Raw genomic sequence first — 23,016 nt, forward strand, 5'->3', positions numbered from 1 at the left:
ATAGGTGGTCGCGGCCGCGCGATCTCAGCCGCGATGCGGTCCGAATCACGTGAGCCGTGCTGCCAATGTATGCCCCGCTCAGAGGCCCGCCCCCAAGGGGTGCGAGTTAGTGAACTATGTCACACACCCCTTCTGACCTGGGCTTTTAAGTTGGCCGGCCCGACAAATCGCATCGTCTCCAGGCTTGTCTAGGGCGATCGTCCAGATAGTTCAGTTTTCACAATTCCCTGACGGGAGAGGGGGCTGATTCCTAGAGTCACGTCACTTCCCCCGGCCCGCTCGGAGCAGCACATGAACAACGGCGTTCAGCCCCGTCGTCCCGCCCTCGCCCTCCTCCTCGCTCTCACGCTCGTCGCCGGTGTGCTCGCTCTCGCCCCTGGTCTCGCCGACCCGGCTTCTGCGGCCCCGAGCGCCAGCAAGTGCGCCAAGTCCGGCCGCTGGCTCGCGCAGTACTACAAGGGCACCGCGTTCAAGGGCAAGCCCACCGTCACCCGGTGCGAGAAGCGCATCGCTGCCTCGTACCCCGCGAGCCGCAAGCCGTTCTCGGTGCGCTGGAGCACGACGCGGACGCTCAAGGGCGCGTACGAGATCCGCGGGCGTGCGACCGGCAAGGCGGTGCTCCGCGTCGACGGCCGTACGGTCGCCACGTCGACGAAGGGCCGGTACGCCGCGGCCGTGCGCAAGCTCCGCAAGGGCAAGCACACGCTCGAGGTCCGCTACGTGAAGAAGTCCGGCGCAGGATCGGTCGCTGCCGAGTACGTGAAGTCTCCCGACCGTACGGCGCCCGCGACCGTGACCGGTGTGCGCGCCGTCGCCGGTGATCGCGCCGTCGCCCTGAGCTGGAAGGCCTCGACGGCGCTCGACCTGCGGGGCTACCGCGTCTACCGAGGCGGCCGGCTGCTCCGCGAGGTCGCGACCCCGCGCTTCACGGACACGGGGCTGGCCAACGGCACGGCGTACTCGTACGCCATCGTCGCGGTCGACCACCGACGTAACGCCTCCCGCGCGAGTGCTGCTGTCCGGTCGACGCCGCGGGACAAGGTCGCTCCGAAGGCCCCGACCGGCCTCGTCGCCGACGCCGGTGACAGCAAGGTCTCGCTCGCCTGGAAGAAGAACGCCGAGTTCGACCTCGCCGGGTACGTGCTCCGGCGCACCGGTGGAACCAGCGGGCCCAAGACCTGGGACCTCGGCAAGACTGCGACGACGGCGACCGACTCGAGCGCCGTCAACGGCACCGCGTACGTCTACTCACTCGTCGCCCGCGACACGTCGGGCAACTCCTCGTCGCCCGCACTGGTCGCGGCCATGCCGATCGACAGGAGCGCTCCGGCCACGCCGAGCGGGCTCACCGCCGCGGCCGGCGACGGCGAGGTCGCGCTGAGCTGGAACGCGAACACCGAGCCCGATCTCGACGGCTACGTCATCACGCGGACCCGCGCTGACGGAGGCGGCGTCGCGATCGAGATCACCGCCGGTGCGACCGACACGACGCTCACCGACTCCAGTGCCAAGAACGGTGTCGCCTACCTCTACACGATCCGTGCCGTCGACCGTCGCGGCAACGCGTCCTCCGACTCCACGCCCGTCCCGGCGACACCGGCGGGCGACCCGGGCGACCAGACCCCGCCGGACGTCCCGACCGGCCTCGAGGTCGAGGAGGGCGACGGCGAGGTCGCGCTGAGCTGGGACGCCAACACCGAGGACGACCTCGACGGCTACACGGTCTATCGCAAGACCGGCGCCGGCCCGTACGTCGAGATCGCCGACGTCGACGCGGACACCACGTCGTACACCGACGAGTCCGCCGAGAACGACACGCTCTACACCTACGCGGTCGCTGCCTTCGACAAGAACGGCAACACGTCGGCCCTCACCGAGGGCATCACCGCCACCCCGACCGACACCACCCCGCCGGCCGCACCGGCGACGCCGACCGCGACCGCGGGCGACGGGCAGGTCGCGCTGACCTGGACCGCGAGCACCGAGAGCGACCTCGCGGGCTACCGCGTCTACCGCGCGACGACCGCCGACGTCCCGACGACCGGCGACGGGATCGGTGGACCGGGTCTGGTCCCGACGGCCAGCTTCACCGACGAGGACGCCACGAACGGCACGACGTACTACTACGTCGTCGTCGCCGTGGACACGCACGGCAACCCGTCGGACCCCTCGGGCAGCGCCTCCGCGACGCCTGTCGACGGCACCGCGCCGGCTGCGCCGACCGGGCTCGAGGCGACTGCCGCCAAAGGTGAGGTCACCCTCGACTGGGCCGACAGCGCCGAGGCCGACCTCGACCACTACGCGGTCTACCGCTCCCTCGTCGGAGCGGCGGCTCCGCTGGCCGAGGAGCCGCCGATCGCCGAGGTCGACGACTCCGAGTACGTCGACACCACCGTCGATCCCGGCACCACGTACGCCTACTGGGTCGTCGCCGTCGACGCCACGGGCAACGCCTCCGCCGCGTCGGAGACCGTCGAGGTCACCACGCCGGAGGTCGAGCCGGAGCCGGTGCACGAGAAGTTCGTGTTCCAACCGGCGGCCGGGCCGGGCGTCTCCGGCTACACCAAGCACACCGGCACCCCGTGGAGCGACGCGGCGGGTGACGGCTTCGTCCGCGAGGACAGCCTGAGCGCGACGCACGTGCCGCTCGACATGACCACCAACACGCGCTCCCGTACGCGGCCCGCCCCGGTCACCGCGCTGCAGAACAGCCTGATCCACCTGCAGTACGGCGCGGCGACGCCGCCGCTGCAGGCCGGCCAGAACACGGTCTCGGGCGCATTCGAGCTCGCCGTCCCCGACGGCTGGTACGCCGTGAAGGTCTCCGTCGGCGACCAGGGCGGCGGCGCCAACGGGTACGACAGCACCCACGTCGTCAACGTCGAGGGTGAGAAGGCGATCGACGCCTTCAAGAGCTCGGCGGCCAAGGAGTACGAGACCGCGACGACGACCGTCGAGGTCATCGACGGCCGCCTCACGCTCGACGCGATCGGCGGCATCAACACCAAGCTCAACTATGTCGAGGTCGACAGCACCGACGAGCCCGAGCCGCCGGTCGAGGTCGACCAGAAGTACGTCTTCACGACGGCCGCCGACAACGCGGTCCCGGCGGGCTGGACCAAGAACAGCGGCGCCGCCTGGACCGACGCCTCCGGCCTCGGCTGGGTGACGCAGGCCAGCCTCGCAGCCACGACGCACGAGCCGCTTGACCTGACGAAGAACGGACGCCTCCGTACGCGACCGGCGCCGGTGACCGCGCTGCAGAACCGGCTGATCCACCTGCAGTACGGGGACGTGGCCAGTGCCAACCCGGCCAACGGCAACCTCGTCGCGGGCGCGTTCGAGCGGGCCGTCCCCGACGGCTGGTACGAGGTCGCGGTCAGCGTCGGCGACCAGATGGGTTCGACGGCGTACGACAGCCTGCACACGATCCGCGCCGAGGGCGTCACGGTCGTCGGCGGGTTCCAGGCGACGGCGGCCAAGGAGTACGAGGCTGCGACCAGCGTCGTCCACGTGACCGACGGCCGGCTGACGATCGACGCGATCGGCGGCACGAACACCAAGATGAACCACCTGGCGATCGTCAGCGCCGACGCGCCGACCGAGCCCGACGTGCACCGCGCCGTGCGCTTCGCGGACGAGGCGAGCGCGCCGCCCGCGGGCTACCTCAAGGACTTCGGCGAGGCGTACGGGCTGCGGACCGGCGCCGATCAGGGCGCCGGGCTCGCGTACGGATGGCGGCGTCTCGGCACCGTCGAGCCGCAGAGCATCGTCGGGAACGGGCGCAACCGCCTCGACGGCACTGCGGGTGGGGCGCCGGTCGGCACCCCGCAGCTGCGGGCCGGCACGATCCACATGCAGCTTCCCGAGAACGCCAGCCAGGGCGTGAAGATCCCCGCCTACTGGGAGCTGGAGGTGCCTAACGGCGCGTACCGCGTCGAGGTCTCCGTCGGCGACGCAGGCACGGCGACCGACTCGGTGCACTGGCTCAACGTCGAGGACCAGAGCGCGGTCGCCGGCTTCGTGCCGACGGGCGCCGCAGGCGCGGCGACGAAGCACGCCACGGCCGTCCGTACGGTCAACGTCGCCGACGGCCGCCTCACGATCACCCCGAACAGCGGCACGAACACCAAGCTCAACTGGGTGACGGTGGACAGCGTCGCCGGAGCCTCCCTGCGGCCCTCGGTGCGCAAGTCGACGCCGACCAACCTCGCCACGGGCGCCTCCCCGACCGGCAGCGTCGTCAATGACTTGTTCCTCGTCGGCAGCGGCGTCGCGCCAGGCTCGCTGACCTCGTCGAGCGTCACGTTGACCAAGGTCGCGAACGGGGCGGCGGTCGACGCGAACGTCCTCACCAGCGGCGGGGGCGACGTCATCAACCTGTCGCCGAAGCAGGCGCTCGAGCCGAACACGCTCTACCGCTTCGCCGTCACCGACGCCGTGAAGGACGTCGACGGGCACGCGTTCCTGCCGTACTCGAGCGTCTTCACCACCGGCGAGACGACCGGCGGCGGCGGACCGGTCGCGTTCGACCCGTCGGACTCGGGTGCTCCGGCGGCCACCGGCGCCGAGATGGGCTACTCGAGCATCACCAAGGGGCCGGACGGCCGGATGTACGCCGCGACCCTCGCGGGCGACCTCTACCGCTTCGACATCGCGGCCGACGGCAAGCTCACGAACCGGTTCAAGATCACCACCGTCCGCGACTACTCCAACAGCGCGGCCAGCGGTGACACGTACGCGAAGGGCACCCGTACGGTCATCGGCCTCGCCTTCGACCCGGCGTCGACCCCGGCGAACCCGATTCTGTGGATCACCGACAACGCGCCCTTCATCGGCCAGAACAACGTGCCGGACCTCAGCGGCCGCCTCGCGAAGCTGACCGGCCCGAACCTCGGCACCTACACCGCCGTGCTCGACGGCATCCCGCGGTCCATCAAGGACCACGAGGCCAACTCGGTCGCGTTCGGACCCGACGGTGCCCTCTACTTCAACGTCGGCGCCAACAACGCCATGGGCGCGGCCGACGGCACCTGGGGCAACCGCGAGGAGCACCCGCTGTCGGCGGCCACGCTCCGCGTCGACCTGACAAAGCTGCCCGCACAGCTGCCGGTGAACGTGCGGCCGGCGGCGTACGACCCGTTCGCCGCGAACGCGCCGGTCACGGTGTACGGCAGCGGCATCCGCAACGCGTACGACCTGGTGTGGCACAGCAACGGCAGCCTCTACGTGCCGACCAACGGCTCCGCGGCCGGCGGCAACGTCCCGGCCGTCCCGACGACGCTCCCCGCGCACTGCACGAAGCGCCCCGACGGCGGCTATGGCGGACCGACCGGCATCGCGGGCATCACGAGCAACCCGAACGCGGAGACCGACTACGTCTTCCGCGTCCGCAAGGGGAAATACTACGGCCACCCGAACCCGAGCCGTTGCGAGTACGTCCTCAACAACGGCAACCCGACCGCGGGCGCGGACCCGTTCGAGACGGCCCGCTATCCCGTGGGTACGGCGGCCGACCCGAACTACGACCTGTCGGGCGTGTTCGACGCCGGGCTGCACGCCAGCGCGAACGGCGTCATCGAGTACACGAGCAACGCCTTCGGCGGCGCGCTCAAGGGCAAGCTTCTCTATGTCCGCTACAGCCAGGGCCAGGACATCGTCAGCTTCGACGTGGCGCCGGATGGGACACTGTCGAACCGCAAGGTCGGCACCACCGGGTTGACCGGGTTCAACCAGCCGCTCGACCTCACCGAGGACCCGGCGACCGGCAACCTGTACGTGACGCAGCTCGGCAACGGCACGATCGCGCTCGTGAAGCCGCGCGGCGGTGCCGGTGGCGCAGGCGCCGACGTCACGCCTCGGCTGTTCCTCAGCGGCCAGACGAACGCCACGTCGCCGGCGGCGCAGGCGACCGTGACCAACACCGGCACGGAGACGCTGACCATCCCCGCCGGAGGGCTGACGTTCACCGGCGGCGACGCGGCGATGTTCGCGACGACCACGCCCAACGCGGCACCGATCACGGTGGCGCCGGGTGCGCCGACCCAGGTGGCGGTCACGTTCCGTCCGACGTCGGTCGGCGTGAAGGCGGCGTCCCTGCAGATCGCGACCTCGGTCGGCACGAAGACCGTCGCGCTCCGTGGCCTCGGCGCGGCAGGCCTCGGCGGGGGCAACGAGCCGTCGCTGCAGCGGATCATGGACACGCTGCAGATCCCGATCAACGTCGGTGATCCCGAGCCCGGCAACGCGTCGATGCCTTCGACGCAGGGTCCGATCGGCGACGAGATCGCCGCGCAGCTCTTCCAGAAGGCCGCCTTCGACGCGCCGATCAGCATCACGCCGCTGGCCGCGTACGGACCGCAGAACAACGACCCCGCCGTGCACGTCGGCTGGTACGACGCCGGGCAGGCCGCCGGTCTCCACCCGCAGTTCTCGATCAAGGCGTCCGAGGCGCAGGGGCTGATGATCAACCCCACAGGCTCGACGACCAACATCGACCCCGGTGAGGAGACCGTCTTCGGGCTTTACTCCGAGTGGCCGTACTTCAGCGGCCGCAAGGCCTATACCGAGGACGCCCTCAACACGTGGGATGCCGCGCTTCCGCACCACATCCGCGTCTATCCCTACAAGAACGCCGACGGGACCGTCGAGGCGAACGCGTACGTCGTCGCAACCGAGGAGGTCCCGGGCTCGCCGTTCGACAGCCAGGACATCGTGCTCCTCGTCCGCAACGTCAAGCCGTACGTCCCTGCCGAGGCCGAGGGTGCGGTGCTCAAGGCGGTGAATCTCGACCCGGTGCCGTTCGCCGACCAGATCGCGTTCAACCGGCTGCAGACCACCGCGGACGGCGACCAGAAGATGGCCGACACGGGCACCGTTCGGATCAGCAACACCGGCACGGCGGCGCTGCAGGTCACGGGGCTGCCGATCACCGGGCAGTTCCAGCTCGTGGACCCGCCGGCGGTGCCGTTCACGGTCACGCCGGGCGCGACGCGCGATCTCACCGTGAAATTCGTGGCGCAGTCGACGAAGGTCCACAACGGCACGTTGACCGTGCAGAGCAACGCGGAGACCGACCCTCTGCAGGTCATCCGGCTCGGCGGCCTCTGGCAGTCGCAGAGCGAGGGTGGCCAGGAGCCGAACCTCTCGCAGATCGTGAAGGCGTTCGGGATCGGCAGCGTCATCCCCAACGGCTTCGCGAGCAAGGGCGAGTACGCGCCGATCGGTGACGAGGTCCTCTCTCCGTACTGGTCGCGCATCGACACCACCAAGCCGGTCACCGTACGGCAGCTGGCCGGGTTCCACACGTACCTGAATGGCGCCGGCGTGAAGTGGCACGCCAAGGGCAGCAACACCGCGCCCCAGATCACCAACATGGGCGGCCAGTACGCCCAGTCGCTGCTGCCGAGGGCGAGCAACAGTGTGGGTGCGGGGCCGGCTGCCGGGTCGTTCACGCCCGGCCCGGTCTTCGGGTTCGGGGTGGACAACGAGTGGACCGATCGCGCGAAGAACAATGAGCAGGTCGACCTCAACAACGGCTGCGTCGCCCCGTGCGGCCAGCACGTGCGGCTGTGGCCGGTGAAGGACCGGACCGGCACGCTCGTCCCGGGGTCTTACCTGCTCTCGATGGACTACGCCGGGATCAACTACGACTACCAGGACAACGTCTATCTCGTCACCAACCTCCGCCCCGAGGTCATCACCACGCCGCAGGTCGTCGCGATCCCCGGCAACAACAAGGTGACACTCTCGTGGGGACGCAACCCGTACGACGTGGGTGTCGGCTACCGGGTCTGGCGCGGGACGACGGCAGACTTCGCCGTCAACGACGCGTCGCTGATCAGTGGACCGACCTCGGGTGACCCGCTGTCGGCGACGACGTACACCGACCCCACCGCGGTGAACGGCACGACGTATTACTACGTGGTGCGCGCCGTCTACAAGGGCGCCGGCAACTCCGGTGACGGCACCGCCTCGGCGACTCCGACCGCGGCCGCGCAGGACGTGGATGTGAAGGTCGACTTCGGCAACGAGGCCGCGACGCTGCCTGCGGGCTATCTCAAGGACTTCGGGCAGGCGTTCGGCGCGCGGACGCGTCCGGACCAGGGCACGGGACTCACGTACGGATGGCTCGGCGAGACGACGCTCCAGCCGCTCGACCTGTCCGTCGGCGGCACGTCGGGTCCGGGCAACGGGCGCTGGCGCAAGTCGGTGCAGCCGGACCTGCGGCTCGACACGTTCATGCACATGCAGGCCGACGACGTGCCGAATTTCAACGGCACGCCGCTGCCGGGCCGATGGGAGCTCGCGGTGCCCAACGGCTCGTACTCGGTGACCGTCGCCGTCGGTGAGCCCAACGTGAACACCGACCCGGAGATCCACACGCTCAACGTCGAGGGCACGCGCGCGATCGACGCGTTCGTCCCGGCCGGAGCGGTCGGCTCCGCGACCCGCCACAAGACGGCGACCGTCGAGGTCACCGTCGAGGACGGCCGCCTCACGCTGGACGCGCTCGGCGGGACGAACACGAAGATCGACTACGTGGACGTCACCACCCTCAACTGACCCCGGGTCAGTTTCTGCCCGCCCCGGGTCCCCTTCTGCCCGCGCCGGGTCACCGGGAGGCGCGGAGAGTGACCCGGGAGGCGCGGAGAGTGACCCGGGGCGGGAATGGCGAAGGGCCCGCACCCCTCACGGGATGCGGGCCCTGTCGCTCGACCAGGTGTCAGCGCTTCTTCGGCAGCTTGCCGTAGCGCATCACCGGGATCATCAGGCCGCCCGTGACCACCGTGGCGGTCGCCTTGCGTGCGGTCTTGTCGACGGCGCGACGTCCCGATCCCATGCTCAGCACAGCGGTGACGTCGTTGCCGCGCTCAGCGGTCGACATCGCACGGATGAGCGCGGGCAGGCCGGACGCCTCGGCGGCGGCGGTGGAGTACTCCTCGGCGTACTCCTCGTAGTACATCTCCTCGTCGCTCATGCCGGCGCCGCCAGTGATGGTCAGCATCCCGATCGGGCTCCGGAGCTTCTTGCGCGGGACCGCGACCTTGAGGTTCACGACCTTGCGCGCGGGGCCGGCAGCCCCCTTCTCGCGGACCAGCGTCACGCGCAGGCGGAGCGTGCCGCCGCGACGAGCCATCACGCCGTCCTCACCGACCGTCGTCCACCGGCCGAACTGCTTGGCCTGGACGCGACCGACCGAGTACGCCTCGTACCCCTCGTTGACCGTCGACGTCTGGGTGGCGTCGAGGATCGTCACGGGCTCGAAGTCGTTGGACAGCAGCGACTCGATGTCACCGGCGAGATAGTCGGCGGCTCCAGCGGTGATGTCGTACCGGTCGGCGTACATGTCCGTGCGGCGGTAGGTCAGGATCTGGCCGTTCGCGCGCTTGAGGCGGATCGTGCGGGTCGCTCGTGCCTCGCCGCCGAAGGTGCCGTCGGTGACGACCCACGAGTCGTTCGTCGACTGGAGCGCCGCGAGGGAGGAGATCCAGTCCGGCGAGGTGACGGTGCTCGACGACGTACGCGTACGGGTGCCCATGCGGTTGGTCGTCGTGACCTTGGCGCCGGTCGGGACCGCGCCGATCGATCCGACGATCGCGGCGAGGCGGTCCTGCGTGAACGAGCCGATCGGCGCACCGACGTTGGCAAGCTTGTAGGAGCCGGAGTTGTCGCGCTCGACATAGACGGCGTCCGCGCCGTGCAGCGACATCTTGGTCTTGCCCATCCAGTCCATCGGGTGGCCGAAGGCGTAGACGGTCGACCCGCAGACAGCGGTCGTCGTGCCGACGCCGGCGAGCGGGGTCGACCCGTACGAGTACGACGCGGCCACGTTGGAGCCGGCCGAGACCGGGATCTTCTGGCTGTTCGTACGGCCGCCGACGCCGCCGGAGCGGAACGTGACGCCCTTGAGCCGCGCCTTCTTGGCGATCGCGTTCGCCTTGGCGGTCGAGAGACCCGAAGGAATCATCACGGGAGTCGGGAGGCGGCGCATCGAACCGGCGGTGGCCGCAGCGCTCGCGCCGGCGGCACGGATCGCAGAGGTGACCTTCGGGCTGAGCGAGGCGGTGGCCGCGGCAGTCCCGTACGTCCCTGCGCGATAGATGTCGGCAGCGGGGGTGACGCCTGCGTACTCGCTCGGAGTGGCGGAGAGGCCGTACGAGACGGCGCCGACGAGGCGGCCGTCCGCGGCGTACAGCGGGGTGCCGGACATGCCCGCCCAGATGCCGCGGTCGACGGCGCCGGCGGCGTTGGTGATGCGCGAACCCTTCATCTTGAAGATGAGCATGTCGACGCCGGGGGCGATGCCGTCGTCGAGCGTCCCGACGAACTCACCGCTGACGGTGTCGGTGGCCGTGCCGGACGAGACCGTGATGCCCTCGACGGGCGTGCCGGGGTTCGCGCCGCTGGGGCGGACCAGCTCGGTGGCGGGGAACGCGGCCGGGCAGGCCGAGCCGATGGTGGGCGCGGGCGCTGCGGGAGTGTCGGCGATCGCGGGGCCGGCCATGGCCAGCGTCGCTGCGGTGACGGCCGTCAGGGCGACGGCGGTCGTGAGCGGGCGCCTGCGGGCGCGCGCGGATGTGGTCATGGGATACCTCGGTTCGAGCGGGGGATGCGGCCATCGGCGCAGTTCACGGTGGTGATGCCGGAGAGGGCAACGTACCCTGCGCACAGGCTCTCGGGGGCTCGATTGACCACCAAAGGGAGCCCGATTTCGGTCTCGCGGAACGACCCGCTAGAGTAGGGGTCGCTTCGCTGATGAGGCGGGCGCTCGTAGCTCAACGGATAGAGCATCTGACTACGGATCAGAAGGTTAGGGGTTCGAATCCCTTCGAGCGCGCAGATGAGAGACGAAGGCCGGACCCGGTGGGTCCGGCCTTCGTCGTTCCCGCCACGCCGGCTAGACAGCGCCCCCGTCTTCGCGCTCGAGCGAGAGCAGGTCCCAGCGGTTGCCGACGAGGTCGAGGAAGACCGCGACCCGCCCGTACGGCTCCGTCCTCGGCTCGGACACGAACTCCACGCCCGCCGCCTTCATCCGCGCGACGCGGGCGTCGAAGTCCGCGACCCGGAGGAACAGGCCGACCCGACCGGCGAACTGGTCGCCGACCGCGCGCTCCTGGTTCTCCCCGTCGGCACACGCGAGCAGGATGCCGGTCCCGCCGTCCTCCGGCCGTACGACCACCCACCGTTTCGGGCGCCCGTCGTTGGTCAGCGACGGGGAGTCCTCGGCGAGCGCGAAGCCGAGGACGTCGACGAAGAAGTCGATCGCCTCGTCGTAGTCGGGGACGATCAGCGCGACCAGCTCGAGGGGCATCCGCCCACCGTACGGGCGGCGGGGTTCGTCGGGGGTCGAGCGCTTCTTTCGCGCGCAGGTAGCGTGACGCGGGAAGACCGACAGCGACGAGAGGTGAGGGAACGGATGCACGAGGTCAAGGGTGTCGTGGCGAAGGCCGTCGGGGAGCCGGTGAGTCTGGAGACGATCCTGGTGCCCGACCCGGGGCCGGGCGAGGCGCTGGTGAAGGTCGAGGCGTGCGGGGTGTGCCACACCGATCTGCACTACCGCGAGGGCGGCATCAACGACGAGTTCCCGTTCCTCCTCGGCCATGAGGCCGCGGGCATCGTCGAGGCTGTCGGTGAGGGCGTCACCGCGATCGCGCCGGGCGACTTCGTCGTCCTCAACTGGCGCGCGGTGTGCGGCGTGTGCCGCGCGTGCGAGCGCGGAGAGCCCCAGTACTGCTTCGACACCCACAACGCGACCCAGCAGATGACGCTGGCCGACGGCACTCCGCTGTCGCCGGCGCTCGGCATCGGCGCGTTCGCCGAGAAGACGCTCGTCGCCGCCGGGCAGTGCACCAAGGTCGACCCCGAGGCGCGTCCCGCCGCGGTCGGCCTGCTGGGCTGCGGCGTGATGGCCGGCATCGGTGCGGCGATCAACACCGGCAACGTCGGCCGCGGCAAGTCCGTCGCCGTGATCGGCTGCGGCGGAGTCGGAGTGGCCGCGATCGCCGGCTCGGCCCTCGCCGGGGCCAGCACGATCATCGCCGTCGACATCGACCCCAAGAAGCTCGATGCCGCCACCCGGCTCGGCGCCACCCACACGGTCAACTCCTCCGAGACCGACCCGGTCGAGGCGATCCAGGCGCTGACCGGTGGCTACGGCGCCGACGTCGTCATCGACGCGGTCGGCCGTCCCGAGACCTGGAAGCAGGCGTTCTACGCCCGCGACCTCGCCGGCACCGTCGTCCTCGTCGGTGTCCCGACGCCCGACATGGAGCTGCCCGGCATCCCGCTGATCGACATGTTCTCGCGCGGCGGTGCGCTCAAGTCGTCCTGGTACGGCGACTGCCTGCCGAGCCGCGACTTCCCGATGCTCGTCGACCTCTATCGTCAGGGCCGCCTCGACCTCGACGCGTTCGTCACCGAGGAGATCGCGATCGACGGCATCGAGGCCGCGTTCGAGCGGATGCACCACGGCGACGTGCTGCGCTCGGTGGTGGTCTTCTCGTGAGCGGCGCGCCTCGCATCGGCTCCGCCGACGGGCCACGCATCGACCACGGAGTCGTCTCGGGGACCTTCTCGCTCGACGGCGAGACCTTCGACGTCGACAACAACGTCTGGGTCGTCGGTGACGACTCCGAGTGCGTCGTGATCGACGCACCGCACGACATCGACGCGATCCTCGAGGTGGTCGGAGACCGTACGGTCAAGGCGATCGTGTGCACGCACGCCCACGACGACCACGTGCGCGTGGCACCCGCCCTCCGCGAGCGCGTCGGTGCTCCGATCTTCCTGCACCCCGCCGACAAGCCGCTGTGGGAGCTCACGCACCCCGACGCGCTGTGGGACGTCGACCTCTCCGACGGCCAGGCCATCCCCGTCGGCGGCACGACGCTGACGGTGCTGCACACGCCGGGTCACGCGCCCGGCGCCGTCTGCCTGTACGCGGCGGACCTCGGCGCCGTCTTTACCGGCGACACGCTCTTCGAGGGCGGGCCCGGCGCGACGGGGCGCTCGTACTCGGACCGGCCGACGATCGAGGACTCGATCCGTACGACGCTCTTCGTGCTGCCCGACGACACCGTCGTCCACACCGGGCACGGCGCTGACACGACGATCGGCGCGGAGCGGGCCAACCTCGGCTGACGCGACAGTGCGGTCGATCGCTGCCACATGCTGACAGCGATCGACCGCGCAGTGGTCGTACGGGCTCTCAGCCGACCTCGAGCGGCAGCGTCTCGTCGGCAGCCCACTCGGTCATCGAGCCGTCGTACACGGCGACGTCGTCGCGGCCGAGCTGAGCGAGCGTGAAAGCGAGCGTCGTCGCCGCGATGCCGGAGCCGCAGTAGGTGATCGGCTTCTTGTCGACGTCGAGCGCACCGGCGGCCTCGAACGTCCCGCGGACCTCCTCGGCGTCGCGCAGGCGGCCGGACTCGTCGAGCAGCGTGCCGAAGAAGACGTGGCTGCTGCCCGGGATACGGCCCGGGCGCGCGTACGTCTGGCGCTCGCCCTTGTACGTCGCCTCGTCGAGCGAGTTCACGAGGACGCGGCTGTCGTCGTCGATCGCGGCGCGGACCTGCGCGACGTCCGCGAGCAGCTCCGGGCGGCGCTTCGCGACGAACGTCGTCGCGGGGAGGGTCTCGACGCCGCTCGTGACCGGCTGGCCGGCCTCGCGCCACGCGGTGAAGCCGCCGTTGAGGATCGAGATGCGGTCGAAGCCCTCGAGGCGCAGGTTCCACCAGAAGCGGGTCGCCCAGATGTTCACGCCCTGGTCGTACAGGACGACGTGGTCGTCGTTGCCGATGCCGAGCGCGCCGAGCCGCTGCGCGAACGTGTCGGAGTCGAGGGCGGTGAAGGTCGTCGCCGCGTCGGTGTCGGCGAAGTCCGCGAGGAGGTCGGCGAAGACGGCGCCGGGGACGTGTCCCTTCTCGTACGCCTCGCGGCCGGACTCCACGTCGTAGTAGCCGTCGCCCTCGGGTTGGGTCAGGAACGTCGTCACGTCCACGACCCGTACGTCGGAGTCGAGACGGTCGGCGAGCCAGGCGACGTCGACGAGTGCGGGTACGTCAGGCATGGATGCTCCTTCAGGAGTGGATGGTTGCCTTGTCAATCAACGCACGGGGACGGCTCGCCTGTTCCGTCGTTCCCGTCACAGCGCACCGGACGCAGCCCGTCAGAGCAGCCCGTCGACGAGCGTCGTCGGGGAGCCGAACCGGTGGTCGGTGACGGCGATCGCCTGCTCGTGCACGAACGTGAGCAGCTCGACACGTCCCGCCTCGACGACCGGCTGCGCGTACAGCGCGATCTCGGGGCGGCCGGCGCTGGCGGCGGCGAACGCGATCCGGTCACCGCCGATGAGGCGTACGCGCCCGGACGGCAGCCCGGCGAGGGCGTCACGCCAGGTCGCCGCGTCCTCGACGACCGCGGTCAGCCCGACGCCGCCGAGCGCGGTGGCGACCCGCTCGGGCAGCGGCTCGACGGTCGAGATCCGCACCGGGGCGCCGGCCCGCAGCGCGGCGCCGACGACGCGGAGCAGCTCGGTCACCGAGCCGGACTCGAGCCGGATCCACGCCGGGACGGGGAGGTGACGCAGCACGTTGCGCTCGATCTCCAGCCCGGTGACGTCCTTGGCGACGCCGAGATCGGACGCCCAGACCGCAGCGTCGGAGCCGAACGCGCGGGTGAGGAGCGCGAGCGCGTCGTCGTCGAGCACGGAGCGGGCGAGGTCGAGGAGCTGCTGCGGTGCGCCGTCGATCGGGGCGGTCACCGTCGCCGGTGCGCTCGCCCAGTCGCTCAGGCCGACGAGATAGCTCGGCCCGCCCGCCTTCGTCCCGGCGCCGACCGCGCTCTTCTTCCAGCCGCCGAACGGCTGACGACGCACGATCGCGCCGGTGATCCCGCGGTTGACGTACAGGTTGCCCGCCTGGACGGTCGCGAGCCACTGCGCGAGCTCGTCCCGGTCGAACGAGTGCAGGCCCGCGGTGAGGCCGTAGTCGACCTCGTTCTGGATCGCGATCGCCTCGTCGAGAGTGTCGGCGGAGATCAGCCCGAGGACGGGGCCGAAGTACTCCGTGAGGTGGTACTCCGAGCCGCGCTTGACGCCGGTCTTCACGCCGGGCGACCACAGGCGGCCGCTGCCATCGGGGCTGTCAGCGTCGAGGGGGCGCGGCTCCACGAGCCACTCCTCACCCGGAGCGAGCACGGTCAGCGCACGCTGGAGCTTGCCGCGGGCCGGCTCGATGAGCGGGCCCATCTGCGTCGTCGGGTCGTACGGGTAGCCGACCTTGAGCGACGACACCGCGTCGACGAGCTGCTCGCGGAACCGGCGCGACGTGGCGACCGAGCCGACGAGGATCGCCAGCGACGCGGCCGAGCACTTCTGGCCCGCGTGCCCGAAGGCGGAGTGCACGAGGTCCTTCACCGCGAGGTCGAGGTCGGCGTGGGGCGTGACGACCAGGGCGTTCTTGCCGCTGGTCTCGGCCAGGAGCGGCAGGTCGGGACGGAACGAGCGGAAGAGCTCCGCGGTCTCGAAGGCGCCGGTGAGGATCAGGCGGTCGACGGCCGGGTGCGACACGAGGCGCTGCCCGAGGTCGCCCTCGTCGACGTGGACGAGGCACAGCGCGTCGCGCGGAACTCCGGCGTCCCACAATGCCTGGACCATCATCGACCCGCTGCGCCGCGCCTGGGTGGCGGGCTTGACGACGGCCGACGACCCGGCGGCGAGTGCGGCAAGGGTGGAGCCGGTCGGGATCGCGACCGGGAAGTTCCACGGCGGGGTCACGAGGGTGACCCGTACGGGGCGGGCGACCGCACCGTCGACGCGGTCGAGGTCCTCGGCGAGCCCGGCGTAGTACGCAGCGAAGTCGATCGCCTCCGACACCTCCGGATCGCCCTGGTCGAGGGTCTTGCCGCACTCCGACGCCATCACCTCGAGCAGGTCGGCGCGACGGCGCTCCAGCTCGACGGCGGCCTGACGCAGCACGGCCGCGCGCTCGGCCCCCGTACGGTCGCTCCAGCCGCTGGCCGCGGCGCCCTCGACGAGCGCGTCGAGCGTCCCGGCGTCGGTGACGGTGTGCGCGGCGACGAGGTCGTCGCCGAGCCGCGAGGTCGCGATCCGCTGCGTGATCGCGCGCCCCCACGCGCGGTTTCCGGGCAGGGACGGGTCGGTGTCGGGGCTGTTGGCGAACTCCGCCGAAGGCGTGTCGGCGACGGGCAGCCGGCGATCCTGGACGCGGTGCGGCGGCGGGACCGTGTCGTCGAGCGCCTCGAGCGAGGCCACGAAACGTGCGCGCTCGCGTGCGAAGAGCCCGGCGTCGTCGTGGAGGTCGAACACGGCGGACATGAAGTTGTCCTGGCTCGCCCCCTCCTCGAGCCTGCGGACGAGGTAGGCGATCGCGACGTCGAACTCCTGCGGGTGCACGACGGGCGTGTAGAGAAGGAGTCCGCCGACGGTCTCCTTCACGGCGGCCGCCTGGCCCTCCGCCATGCCGAGGAGCATCTCGAACTCGAGCCCGTCCTGGACCCCGCGCCGCCCGGCCAGGACCCAGGCGTACGCGACGTCGAAGAGGTTGTGCCCGGCCACGCCGAGGCGTACGTTCGCGAGCCGCTCGGGCGTCATCGCCCAGCGCAGGACGCGCTTGTAGTTCGTGTCCGACTCCTGCTTCGTCGACCACGTCGCGAGCGGCCAGTCGTGAAGCGCTGCCTCGACCCGCTCCATCGGCAGGTTGGCGCCCTTCACGACACGCACCTTGATCGCGGCACCGCCCCGAGCGCGGCGCGCAGCCGCCCACTCCTGCAGGTGCTGCATCGCCGACAGCGCGTCGGGCAGGTAGGCCTGCAGCACGATGCCGGCCTCGAGGTTCTTGAGCTCGGGCCGGTCGAGCAGACGGGTGAAGACCGCGATCGTGAGATCGAGGTCGCGGTACTCCTCCATGTCGAGGTTGATGAACTTCGACGTCGGCGCGTCAGCGGCGAGCCGGAACAGCGGAAGCAGGCTCCGCTCGATGTGCGCGACGGCCTCGTCGAAGGCCCACGGTGAGTGCGGGGGCACGGTCGCCGACACCTTGATCGACACGTAGTCGACGTCCGGGCGCGAGAGGAGGCGGCGCGTCCCGGCCAGGCGACGGTCGGCCTCCTTCTCCCCAAGGACGGCCTCGCCCAGCAGGTTGATGTTGAGCCGTACGTCGCGCGAGCGCAGGTGCGTGATCGCCTTGTCGAGGCGGCTCTCGGTGGCGTCGACGAGCAGGTGGCCGACCATGTGGCGCAGCGCGCGTCGGACGATCGGGATCACCAGGCCGGGGGCGAACGCCGAGACGGCTGCACCGAGACGTACGCCGGTGCGCAGGTGCCAGGGCAGGAAGCGCGGCGTGCGCCGGGCGAGCTCGCGGAAGCTCTGCGCGGCGACCCCGGTGTCCTCGGGCCGGATGACGCGATCGACGAAACCGACCGTGAAGTCGAGGCCCGCGGGGTCCTTGAGGACGGCGGCGAGCTGGCGCGCAGCCGGGTCCACCGGCTTGGTCGCCGCGGCGTCGAGCCACTGTCGTACGAGGGTCTCGACCTCGTGGACGAGCGCATCGTCGGGGTCGTGACCGAGGTCGTGCGGGCCGCGGGCCAGCGTCGTCATGGTGCCCCCGAGAAGGAAAGGAGTAGGGATGACGTCAGTATCAGCGCGAGATATCGTAAGGTAAAGCGACGTTTTCTGAACAATATGGCTTAGGAGAACTGAACGATCGTGCTCGAGGTACGACGGCTCCGCCTGCTGCGCGAGCTCAGCCTGCGCGGCACGCTGGCCGAGGTCGCCGAGGCCCTGCACCAGAGCCCGTCCTCGGTCTCGCAGCAGCTCTCCCAGCTCGAGCGCGAGGTCGGGGTCCCACTGCTGCGCAAGGCCGGGCGCCGTGTGCAGCTGACGCCGGCCGCCGAGCTGCTCGTCGGTCACACCGACGCGATCCTCCAGCGTCTCGAGCAGGCCGAGTCTGAGGTCAGTGCGCTTGGCGCCGAGGCCGCCGGCACGTTGCGGGTTGCCGTCTTCCAGTCGGCCGCGCTGGCGTTCATGCCCCAGCTTCTCGCCGACCTCGCCGCACACCACCCGCAGCTGCGCGTGACGATGTCGCAGCGCGAGCCCGAGGAGGCCCTGTACGAGACGTGGGTGCGCGAGTTCGATCTGGTGATCGCCGAGCAGTACCCAGGGCACGCCGCGCCGTGGCACCCCGAGCTCGACCGTGACCCGCTGACGACCGACGCGCTCCGACTGGCCGTGCCGCCGACCGGTGAGCCGTGGTCGGCGATCGGGAGCATCGACGACGCGGCCGAGGTTCCGTGGGTGATGGAGCCACAGGGCGCGGCGTCACGGCACTGGGCCCTGCAGATGTGCCGTACGGCCGGGTTTGAGCCCGATGTGCGGTACGAGACGGCCGATCTCCAGGCGCACGTCGCCCTGGTCGAGACCGGCAACGCGGTCGCGCTGCTGCCGGGCCTGATGGGCGTACGGAGGAGCCCCGAGGTGCGCATGGTGGACCTGCCCGGCGCGCCGCGGCGTACGGTGTTCACCGCGACCCGCGCCTCGCTCGCGGACACCCCGGCCGTCGAGGCGTGCCGCGCGTCGCTGCACGGCATCATGCGCACCCTGGCGGCCGAGCCGCCCGCCGCGAGCACGTAGCCCGCGACGAGCCGACGGTCCGCGTCGAGCTACCAGGTGAGCAGGATCGGCCAGTGGTCGGAGTTCTTCGCACTGGTGCCGGGAACGAAGTCGCCGTCAGGATCGGGTTTGGCTCGGCGCCAGTCGAGTCGGTCCACCGTGGGACCGGGCACTCCAGGTGCGACCAACGCCCAGTCGAGCTCGCTTCCACTGTTGTGGGTCTGTCGGAACGGACGGGCGCGCACGAAGTTCTGGAACGCGGTGGCGTTCAGAGCGAGGGTGAACGCGGCCAGGTCCACCGGGTTGCTGGCATTGACGTTGAGGTCACCGACGACGGCAGAGATGTCGTACGGGCCTGCGGGGCCCACGTGGTGCCCGTCCGCCGTGAGACCGACAGCGATCTCGGTCAGGGCGGCAGTAGGAACGGCCGCGCTGAAGGCGCCGAGCTGTGCGGGCAGGTGGACGAACGCGACGTGCTCGACGGCGCCGCCGCCGTGACGTGTGAGCATGAGCGACGGCCGGGACTGGCCGACGCCGCGCCCCACCAGCGTCTGGGTGAACAGGCCGTGCTGCGGCTGGACGGCCGCCAGCCGCAGCGACGTGTCCTTGAGGTAGTTGCCTCCGGTGCCCAGCGGTGACAGGGGGACGACCTCCCAGTTCCAGCCCTGCACCGCGTACCCCAGCTGTCCGCCCGTATACCCCTCGCTCAGCTCGCACAGGACGATCGCCTCGGGGGTGGGGTTGCGGTGGATGAGGTCGGCGAGGCCATCCTCCAGCCATCCGCCCTCATCGAGGCCCGAGCGCTGGACGTTCCAGAAGATGACCCTCACAGCGTGGTGAGGGCGACGTCGGCGTGCGGCGGGAACAAGCGCATGACGGTCGCCGGCTGACCGGCTTCCATGACGGCAGGCGGCCGCTCGGTGGAGACGACGGTGAAGCGGTCGACCAGCTGCCACTCGAGGATCGTCACCGGTTCCGTGCCCTTGTTCTCGACCGACTGGTTCACCACGGTCGTCTCCGTCGACGTGATCGTCGTGGTCTGGCTGGTCGACGACGAGCTCGACAGCGAGGCGGAGACCGAGGCCGACAGTGATCCCCAGCCCCACGAGGCCGACGCTGAGACGGACGTGTTGAAGCTCGACTGCACCTGCTCCTGACTCGTCGTGGAGTCGAGGCGGCCGACCGTACGGAGGAAGCTGAGCGAGCGCTTCTCCTGCGGTGCGAGCGAGCAGGTGACCCCGCCGAGCTGCCAGTACTGCTCGTGGACGACGACGTACTTCGGTGACTGGCCCATGCTGATCGAGGTCGCGTCAGGTGCGAAGTTGACCAGGATCGGCGAGGGCGAGCGCTGCAGCGTGACGGCGCTGAAATCGTCCGGTGGCGCGTCGATGTTGGAGGGCATCCGCTGCAGGCTGGTCGCGCCGATCGGGATGACCATCGGGTCGGGCGTGTTGTCGGTGGGGATCTTGTAGACGCCGACGAGGCCGCCGGTGGTCGCCGACGTGACGACGATCCAGGAGCCTGGTGAGATCGTCTGCCACACGTTCTGCCCGGACTTCAGGACGTACGGGTCGACGTCGGAGTCGTAGTCGATCCTGAGGTCTCTCACGTTGTTCAGCTGGAACCCGGCGACGTACGTCGGGCTCGGCGCCTTCGCCCACGGCGTGACGAACGAGACGTGGACCGGCAAGGAGCCGCCCTGGATCTGCAGGTTCATCGTCTTCTTGCCCGGCACCAGATCGGGTGTCGGGAGCGGACGGCCCTGGCTCACGGACGTGGTCGCCTGGCGGTCGAGCGGCAGGACGGACGGTGACAGCTTGGGTGTGGTCGGCATGTGGTTCCCCCTGAACGGAGGCGTCCCCCTGACGCCTCGGTGGGAGTCAGTCTGTGGTGAAATCCGGACACGCGCCCAGAAGTTTCATCACGTGGTGCTTTTTCGACAGGGCTGCCTCAGCCGCCGTCGCGCCGCAGTGCGGCGAGCATGCCTTCGGTGTCCTGCCAGATGTCGGCGAGGATCCGGCGACCGGCCGCGAGCAGGTCGTCGACGTCAGACGTGCTCAGCGCGTACAGGACCGTGGAGCCCTGACGTGACGACGTCACGAGGCCCGCGCGGCGCAGGACGGCGAGCTGCTGAGAGAGGTTGGACGCCTCGATCTCGAGCTCGTTGAGCAGGTCGCGGACGGGGGTCGGCCCGGCCTGGAGGATCTCGAGAACGCGGATGCGGGCGGGGTGTCCGAGTGTGCGGAACAGCTCAGCCTTCGCTTGGTAAAGCGGTACGTTGCTCGTCATCGCCTCTCGTCCGCTCAGGCGTCGAATGGTGCTCGGGGCAACAAACGTAGGGGTTATTGCAGAGTTCTTCAACTCATGTACCCTTCATCGCACCTTGCCGATCCGAAAGGACCCGAGACCGATGGCAGATCCCGACAAGGCCATGGATGAAGCCGGCCTGACCAACCCCCGCGTGCGCGAGTACGTACGCCACTGGGCTGAGCTCACCGGCGCCGACCGTGTCGAGGTCGTCAGTGCCGCAGACGATGCGCGCCTGATCGACGAGGCCCTGGCGGCCGGCGAGCTGCAGCCCGCGGGCGAGGGACGCTACTACTCCCGCAGCTACCACAAGGACACGGCGCGCTCAGAGGAGCGCACGATCGTGGCGACGAACGACCCCAAGGACAAGGGCGTCTACAACAACTGGCGGCCGGCCTCCGAGATGCGGCCGCTGCTCGAGAGCAAGATGCGCGACGCGCTGGTGGGCAAGACGATGTACGTCGTCCCCTACCTGATGGCACCTCCGGGCAACGCGCTCGCACCCTGGGCCGCGGGTGTCGAGCTCACCGACACCCGGACCGTCGTGCTCCACATGATCCGCATGGCGCGCGTCGGCGTCGAGTTCGTCAACGATCTCGAAGACCCCGACAGCTTTGTCCGCGCCGTCCACGTCACCGGCGACCTGGAGTCCCTCGGGCACGGCACGCCGGACGACCAGCGCTACTTCGTCACCGTCGCCGACGAGCGGACCATCCTCCACTTCGGCTCCTCGTACGGAGGCAACGCGCTCCTCGGCAAGATCGCCCACGGTCTGCGCCAGGGCGCGTACGACGGGTGGGACTCGCGCAAGTACCTCGCCGAGCAGTACATGCTCATCGGCATCCACGACAAGGAGACCGGCGAGACCTACCACGTCTGCGGCGGCTTCCCGAGCGCCTCGGGCAAGACCAACCTCGCGATGATGCTGCCGCCCGACGCGCTCGGCGACCGCTATCACGTGTCGTTCTACGGCGACGACATCGCGTGGCTGTGGGTCGACGAGGCGACCGGCAAGCTCTACGGGATGAACCCGGAGTACGGCGTCTTCGGTGTCGCGAAGGACACCAACGAGACGACCAACCCGACTGCGCTGCACTCCATCGATGAGGGCACAGGCGCGATCTTCACCAACGTCGCGTACAACCCGCAGACCCAAGAGGTCTGGTGGGAGGGCCGCACCCCCGCTCCGCCGGCCGACGTCACTGGGTGGCTCGACTGGAAGGGCAACCCGATCGCCGACCGGACGCCCGAGCAGGCCGGTGAGCCGTGGGCGCACCCGAACAGCCGCTTCACGACGACGCTGGACAACGTCCCCAACATCGCGCCGGACTACAACGCCGCTGCAGGTGTGCCGATCGACGCGATCATCTTCGGTGGCCGTACGCGCGACCGCGAGCCGCTGATCCGGGCGATCGACGACCTCGCCGAGGGCGTGTACGACGGGCTGACGCTGGGCGCCGAGGCGACGTTCGCCGCCGAGGGCGTGGACGGGCAGCTGCGCTACGACCCGATGTCCAACCGCCCGTTCATGGCGTACGGCGAGGGCGACTACGCGCGGCACTACCTCGACGTGGTCGGTGCGGCGAAGGAGCTGCCGATCTTCGCTCACGTCAACTGGTTCCAGCGTGACCCGGAGGACGGTCACTTCCTGTGGCCCGGATACCGCGACAACCTGCGCCCGCTGCTGTGGCTGATCCAGCTCAAGAAGGGTGAGGTCACCGGCCGCAAGACGCCGGTTGGCATCATCCCGACCAAGGAGGAGCTGCAGCTCGACGGCGTCGACATCACCCCGGAGGATCTCGACACGATCCTCTCGATCGACATCGAGCGCTGGCGCCAGGAGATCGGCTTCCGCGAGGAGCACCTCGCGCAGTTCGAGCGGATGCCCGAGGAGATCTGGGAGGCGCACCGCCGCGTCGCCGCCGCCCTCGACGCCGAGGCCTGAGCCCCCCCGCTGGTTGAGGCCGGCCCCGTTGGTTGAGCCTGTCGAAACCTGGGTTTCGACAGGCTCAACCACCTACCCGGGGTGGTTTCGACAGGCTCAACCGTCTACCCGGTGGGTTTCGACAGGCTCAACC

Annotated in this window: 12 protein-coding genes and 1 tRNA gene; 6 read left to right on the forward strand and 7 right to left on the reverse strand. The window is 70.3% G+C overall.

The window, feature by feature from the left end; translation table 11 throughout:
- Nucleotides 1-291 precede the first annotated feature (291 nt).
- Nucleotides 292-8,565, forward strand: a complete 8,274-nt coding sequence (locus H4N58_RS01065) for a choice-of-anchor D domain-containing protein (protein ID WP_167249408.1) — start codon at nucleotides 292-294, stop codon at nucleotides 8,563-8,565.
- A 160-nt stretch (nucleotides 8,566-8,725) separates the two neighbouring features.
- Here H4N58_RS01065 and H4N58_RS01070 read toward each other — a convergent pair whose 3' ends face one another.
- Entirely contained in the window at nucleotides 8,726-10,588 is a 1,863-nt protein-coding gene (locus H4N58_RS01070; protein WP_167249406.1) for a hypothetical protein, read from the reverse strand.
- 179 nt (nucleotides 10,589-10,767) lie between these two features.
- Here H4N58_RS01070 and H4N58_RS01075 point away from each other — a divergent pair.
- Nucleotides 10,768-10,840: transfer RNA gene (locus H4N58_RS01075), tRNA-Arg, on the forward strand.
- Between the two features lie 60 nt (nucleotides 10,841-10,900).
- Here the strand turns inward: H4N58_RS01075 and H4N58_RS01080 are convergent.
- A complete protein-coding gene (locus H4N58_RS01080; RefSeq protein ID WP_167001071.1) occupies nucleotides 10,901-11,314 on the reverse strand; it encodes a VOC family protein in 414 nt (137 codons plus the stop codon).
- A 105-nt stretch (nucleotides 11,315-11,419) separates the two neighbouring features.
- Between H4N58_RS01080 and H4N58_RS01085 the strand changes: the two genes are divergently transcribed.
- Both H4N58_RS01085 and H4N58_RS01090 read left to right on the forward strand, forming a co-directional pair.
- On the forward strand, nucleotides 11,420-12,508 hold the full coding sequence (locus H4N58_RS01085; RefSeq protein ID WP_182397127.1) for an S-(hydroxymethyl)mycothiol dehydrogenase: 1,089 nt from the start codon (nucleotides 11,420-11,422) through the stop codon (nucleotides 12,506-12,508).
- Complete coding sequence (locus H4N58_RS01090) at nucleotides 12,505-13,143, forward strand: MBL fold metallo-hydrolase (RefSeq protein WP_243845039.1); 639 nt, start codon at nucleotides 12,505-12,507, stop codon at nucleotides 13,141-13,143. The genes H4N58_RS01085 and H4N58_RS01090 overlap by 4 nt, the downstream gene beginning before the upstream one ends.
- A gap of 67 nt (nucleotides 13,144-13,210) precedes the next feature.
- On the opposite strand, the gene H4N58_RS01095 is transcribed toward H4N58_RS01090, so the two are convergent.
- Both H4N58_RS01095 and H4N58_RS01100 read right to left on the reverse strand, forming a co-directional pair.
- Nucleotides 13,211-14,071 carry a sulfurtransferase gene (locus tag H4N58_RS01095; RefSeq protein ID WP_167249404.1) on the reverse strand — a complete coding sequence of 287 codons (861 nt, stop codon included), beginning with the start codon at nucleotides 14,069-14,071 and terminating at the stop codon, nucleotides 13,211-13,213.
- A 99-nt stretch (nucleotides 14,072-14,170) separates the two neighbouring features.
- A complete protein-coding gene (locus H4N58_RS01100; RefSeq protein WP_167249402.1) occupies nucleotides 14,171-17,620 on the reverse strand; it encodes a bifunctional proline dehydrogenase/L-glutamate gamma-semialdehyde dehydrogenase in 3,450 nt (1,149 codons plus the stop codon).
- A 108-nt stretch (nucleotides 17,621-17,728) separates the two neighbouring features.
- Between H4N58_RS01100 and H4N58_RS01105 the strand changes: the two genes are divergently transcribed.
- On the forward strand, nucleotides 17,729-18,652 hold the full coding sequence (locus H4N58_RS01105) for a LysR substrate-binding domain-containing protein (RefSeq protein WP_167001078.1): 924 nt from the start codon (nucleotides 17,729-17,731) through the stop codon (nucleotides 18,650-18,652).
- Between the two features lie 29 nt (nucleotides 18,653-18,681).
- Here H4N58_RS01105 and H4N58_RS01110 read toward each other — a convergent pair whose 3' ends face one another.
- The 3 genes from H4N58_RS01110 to H4N58_RS01120 form a co-directional block, all read right to left on the reverse strand.
- Nucleotides 18,682-19,461: a hypothetical protein gene (locus H4N58_RS01110; RefSeq protein ID WP_167249400.1), complete on the reverse strand. Its 780-nt coding sequence runs from the start codon at nucleotides 19,459-19,461 to the stop codon at nucleotides 18,682-18,684.
- The gene (locus tag H4N58_RS01115) at nucleotides 19,458-20,465 is read right to left on the reverse strand and encodes a hypothetical protein (protein ID WP_167001080.1); all 1,008 of its coding nucleotides are present in this window, start codon (nucleotides 20,463-20,465) and stop codon (nucleotides 19,458-19,460) included. Before H4N58_RS01115 ends, H4N58_RS01110 begins: the two co-directional genes overlap by 4 nt.
- A gap of 116 nt (nucleotides 20,466-20,581) precedes the next feature.
- Nucleotides 20,582-20,920, reverse strand: coding sequence for a helix-turn-helix transcriptional regulator (locus tag H4N58_RS01120; protein ID WP_167001081.1), 339 nt, complete (start codon nucleotides 20,918-20,920; stop codon nucleotides 20,582-20,584).
- A 121-nt stretch (nucleotides 20,921-21,041) separates the two neighbouring features.
- On the opposite strand from H4N58_RS01120, the gene H4N58_RS01125 reads away from it, so the two are divergent.
- Entirely contained in the window at nucleotides 21,042-22,883 is a 1,842-nt protein-coding gene (locus tag H4N58_RS01125) for a phosphoenolpyruvate carboxykinase (GTP) (protein ID WP_167249398.1), read from the forward strand.
- Nucleotides 22,884-23,016 lie beyond the last annotated feature (133 nt).

The organism is Mumia sp. ZJ1417 (assembly GCF_014127285.1).
Taxonomy (GTDB): domain Bacteria; phylum Actinomycetota; class Actinomycetes; order Propionibacteriales; family Nocardioidaceae; genus Mumia.

Bases quoted from the DNA above. Each gene is read 5' to 3' on its own strand.
- H4N58_RS01065 (WP_167249408.1), top strand. From the start codon at position 292: ATGAACAACGGCGTTCAGCCCCGTCGTCCCGCCCTCGCCCTCCTCCTC.
- H4N58_RS01070 (WP_167249406.1), bottom strand. From the start codon at position 10,588: ATGACCACATCCGCGCGCGCCCGCAGGCGCCCGCTCACGACCGCCGTC.
- H4N58_RS01080 (WP_167001071.1), bottom strand. From the start codon at position 11,314: ATGCCCCTCGAGCTGGTCGCGCTGATCGTCCCCGACTACGACGAGGCG.
- H4N58_RS01085 (WP_182397127.1), top strand. From the start codon at position 11,420: ATGCACGAGGTCAAGGGTGTCGTGGCGAAGGCCGTCGGGGAGCCGGTG.
- H4N58_RS01095 (WP_167249404.1), bottom strand. From the start codon at position 14,071: ATGCCTGACGTACCCGCACTCGTCGACGTCGCCTGGCTCGCCGACCGT.
- H4N58_RS01100 (WP_167249402.1), bottom strand. From the start codon at position 17,620: ATGACGACGCTGGCCCGCGGCCCGCACGACCTCGGTCACGACCCCGAC.
- H4N58_RS01115 (WP_167001080.1), bottom strand. From the start codon at position 20,465: ATGCCGACCACACCCAAGCTGTCACCGTCCGTCCTGCCGCTCGACCGC.
- H4N58_RS01120 (WP_167001081.1), bottom strand. From the start codon at position 20,920: ATGACGAGCAACGTACCGCTTTACCAAGCGAAGGCTGAGCTGTTCCGC.
- H4N58_RS01125 (WP_167249398.1), top strand. From the start codon at position 21,042: ATGGCAGATCCCGACAAGGCCATGGATGAAGCCGGCCTGACCAACCCC.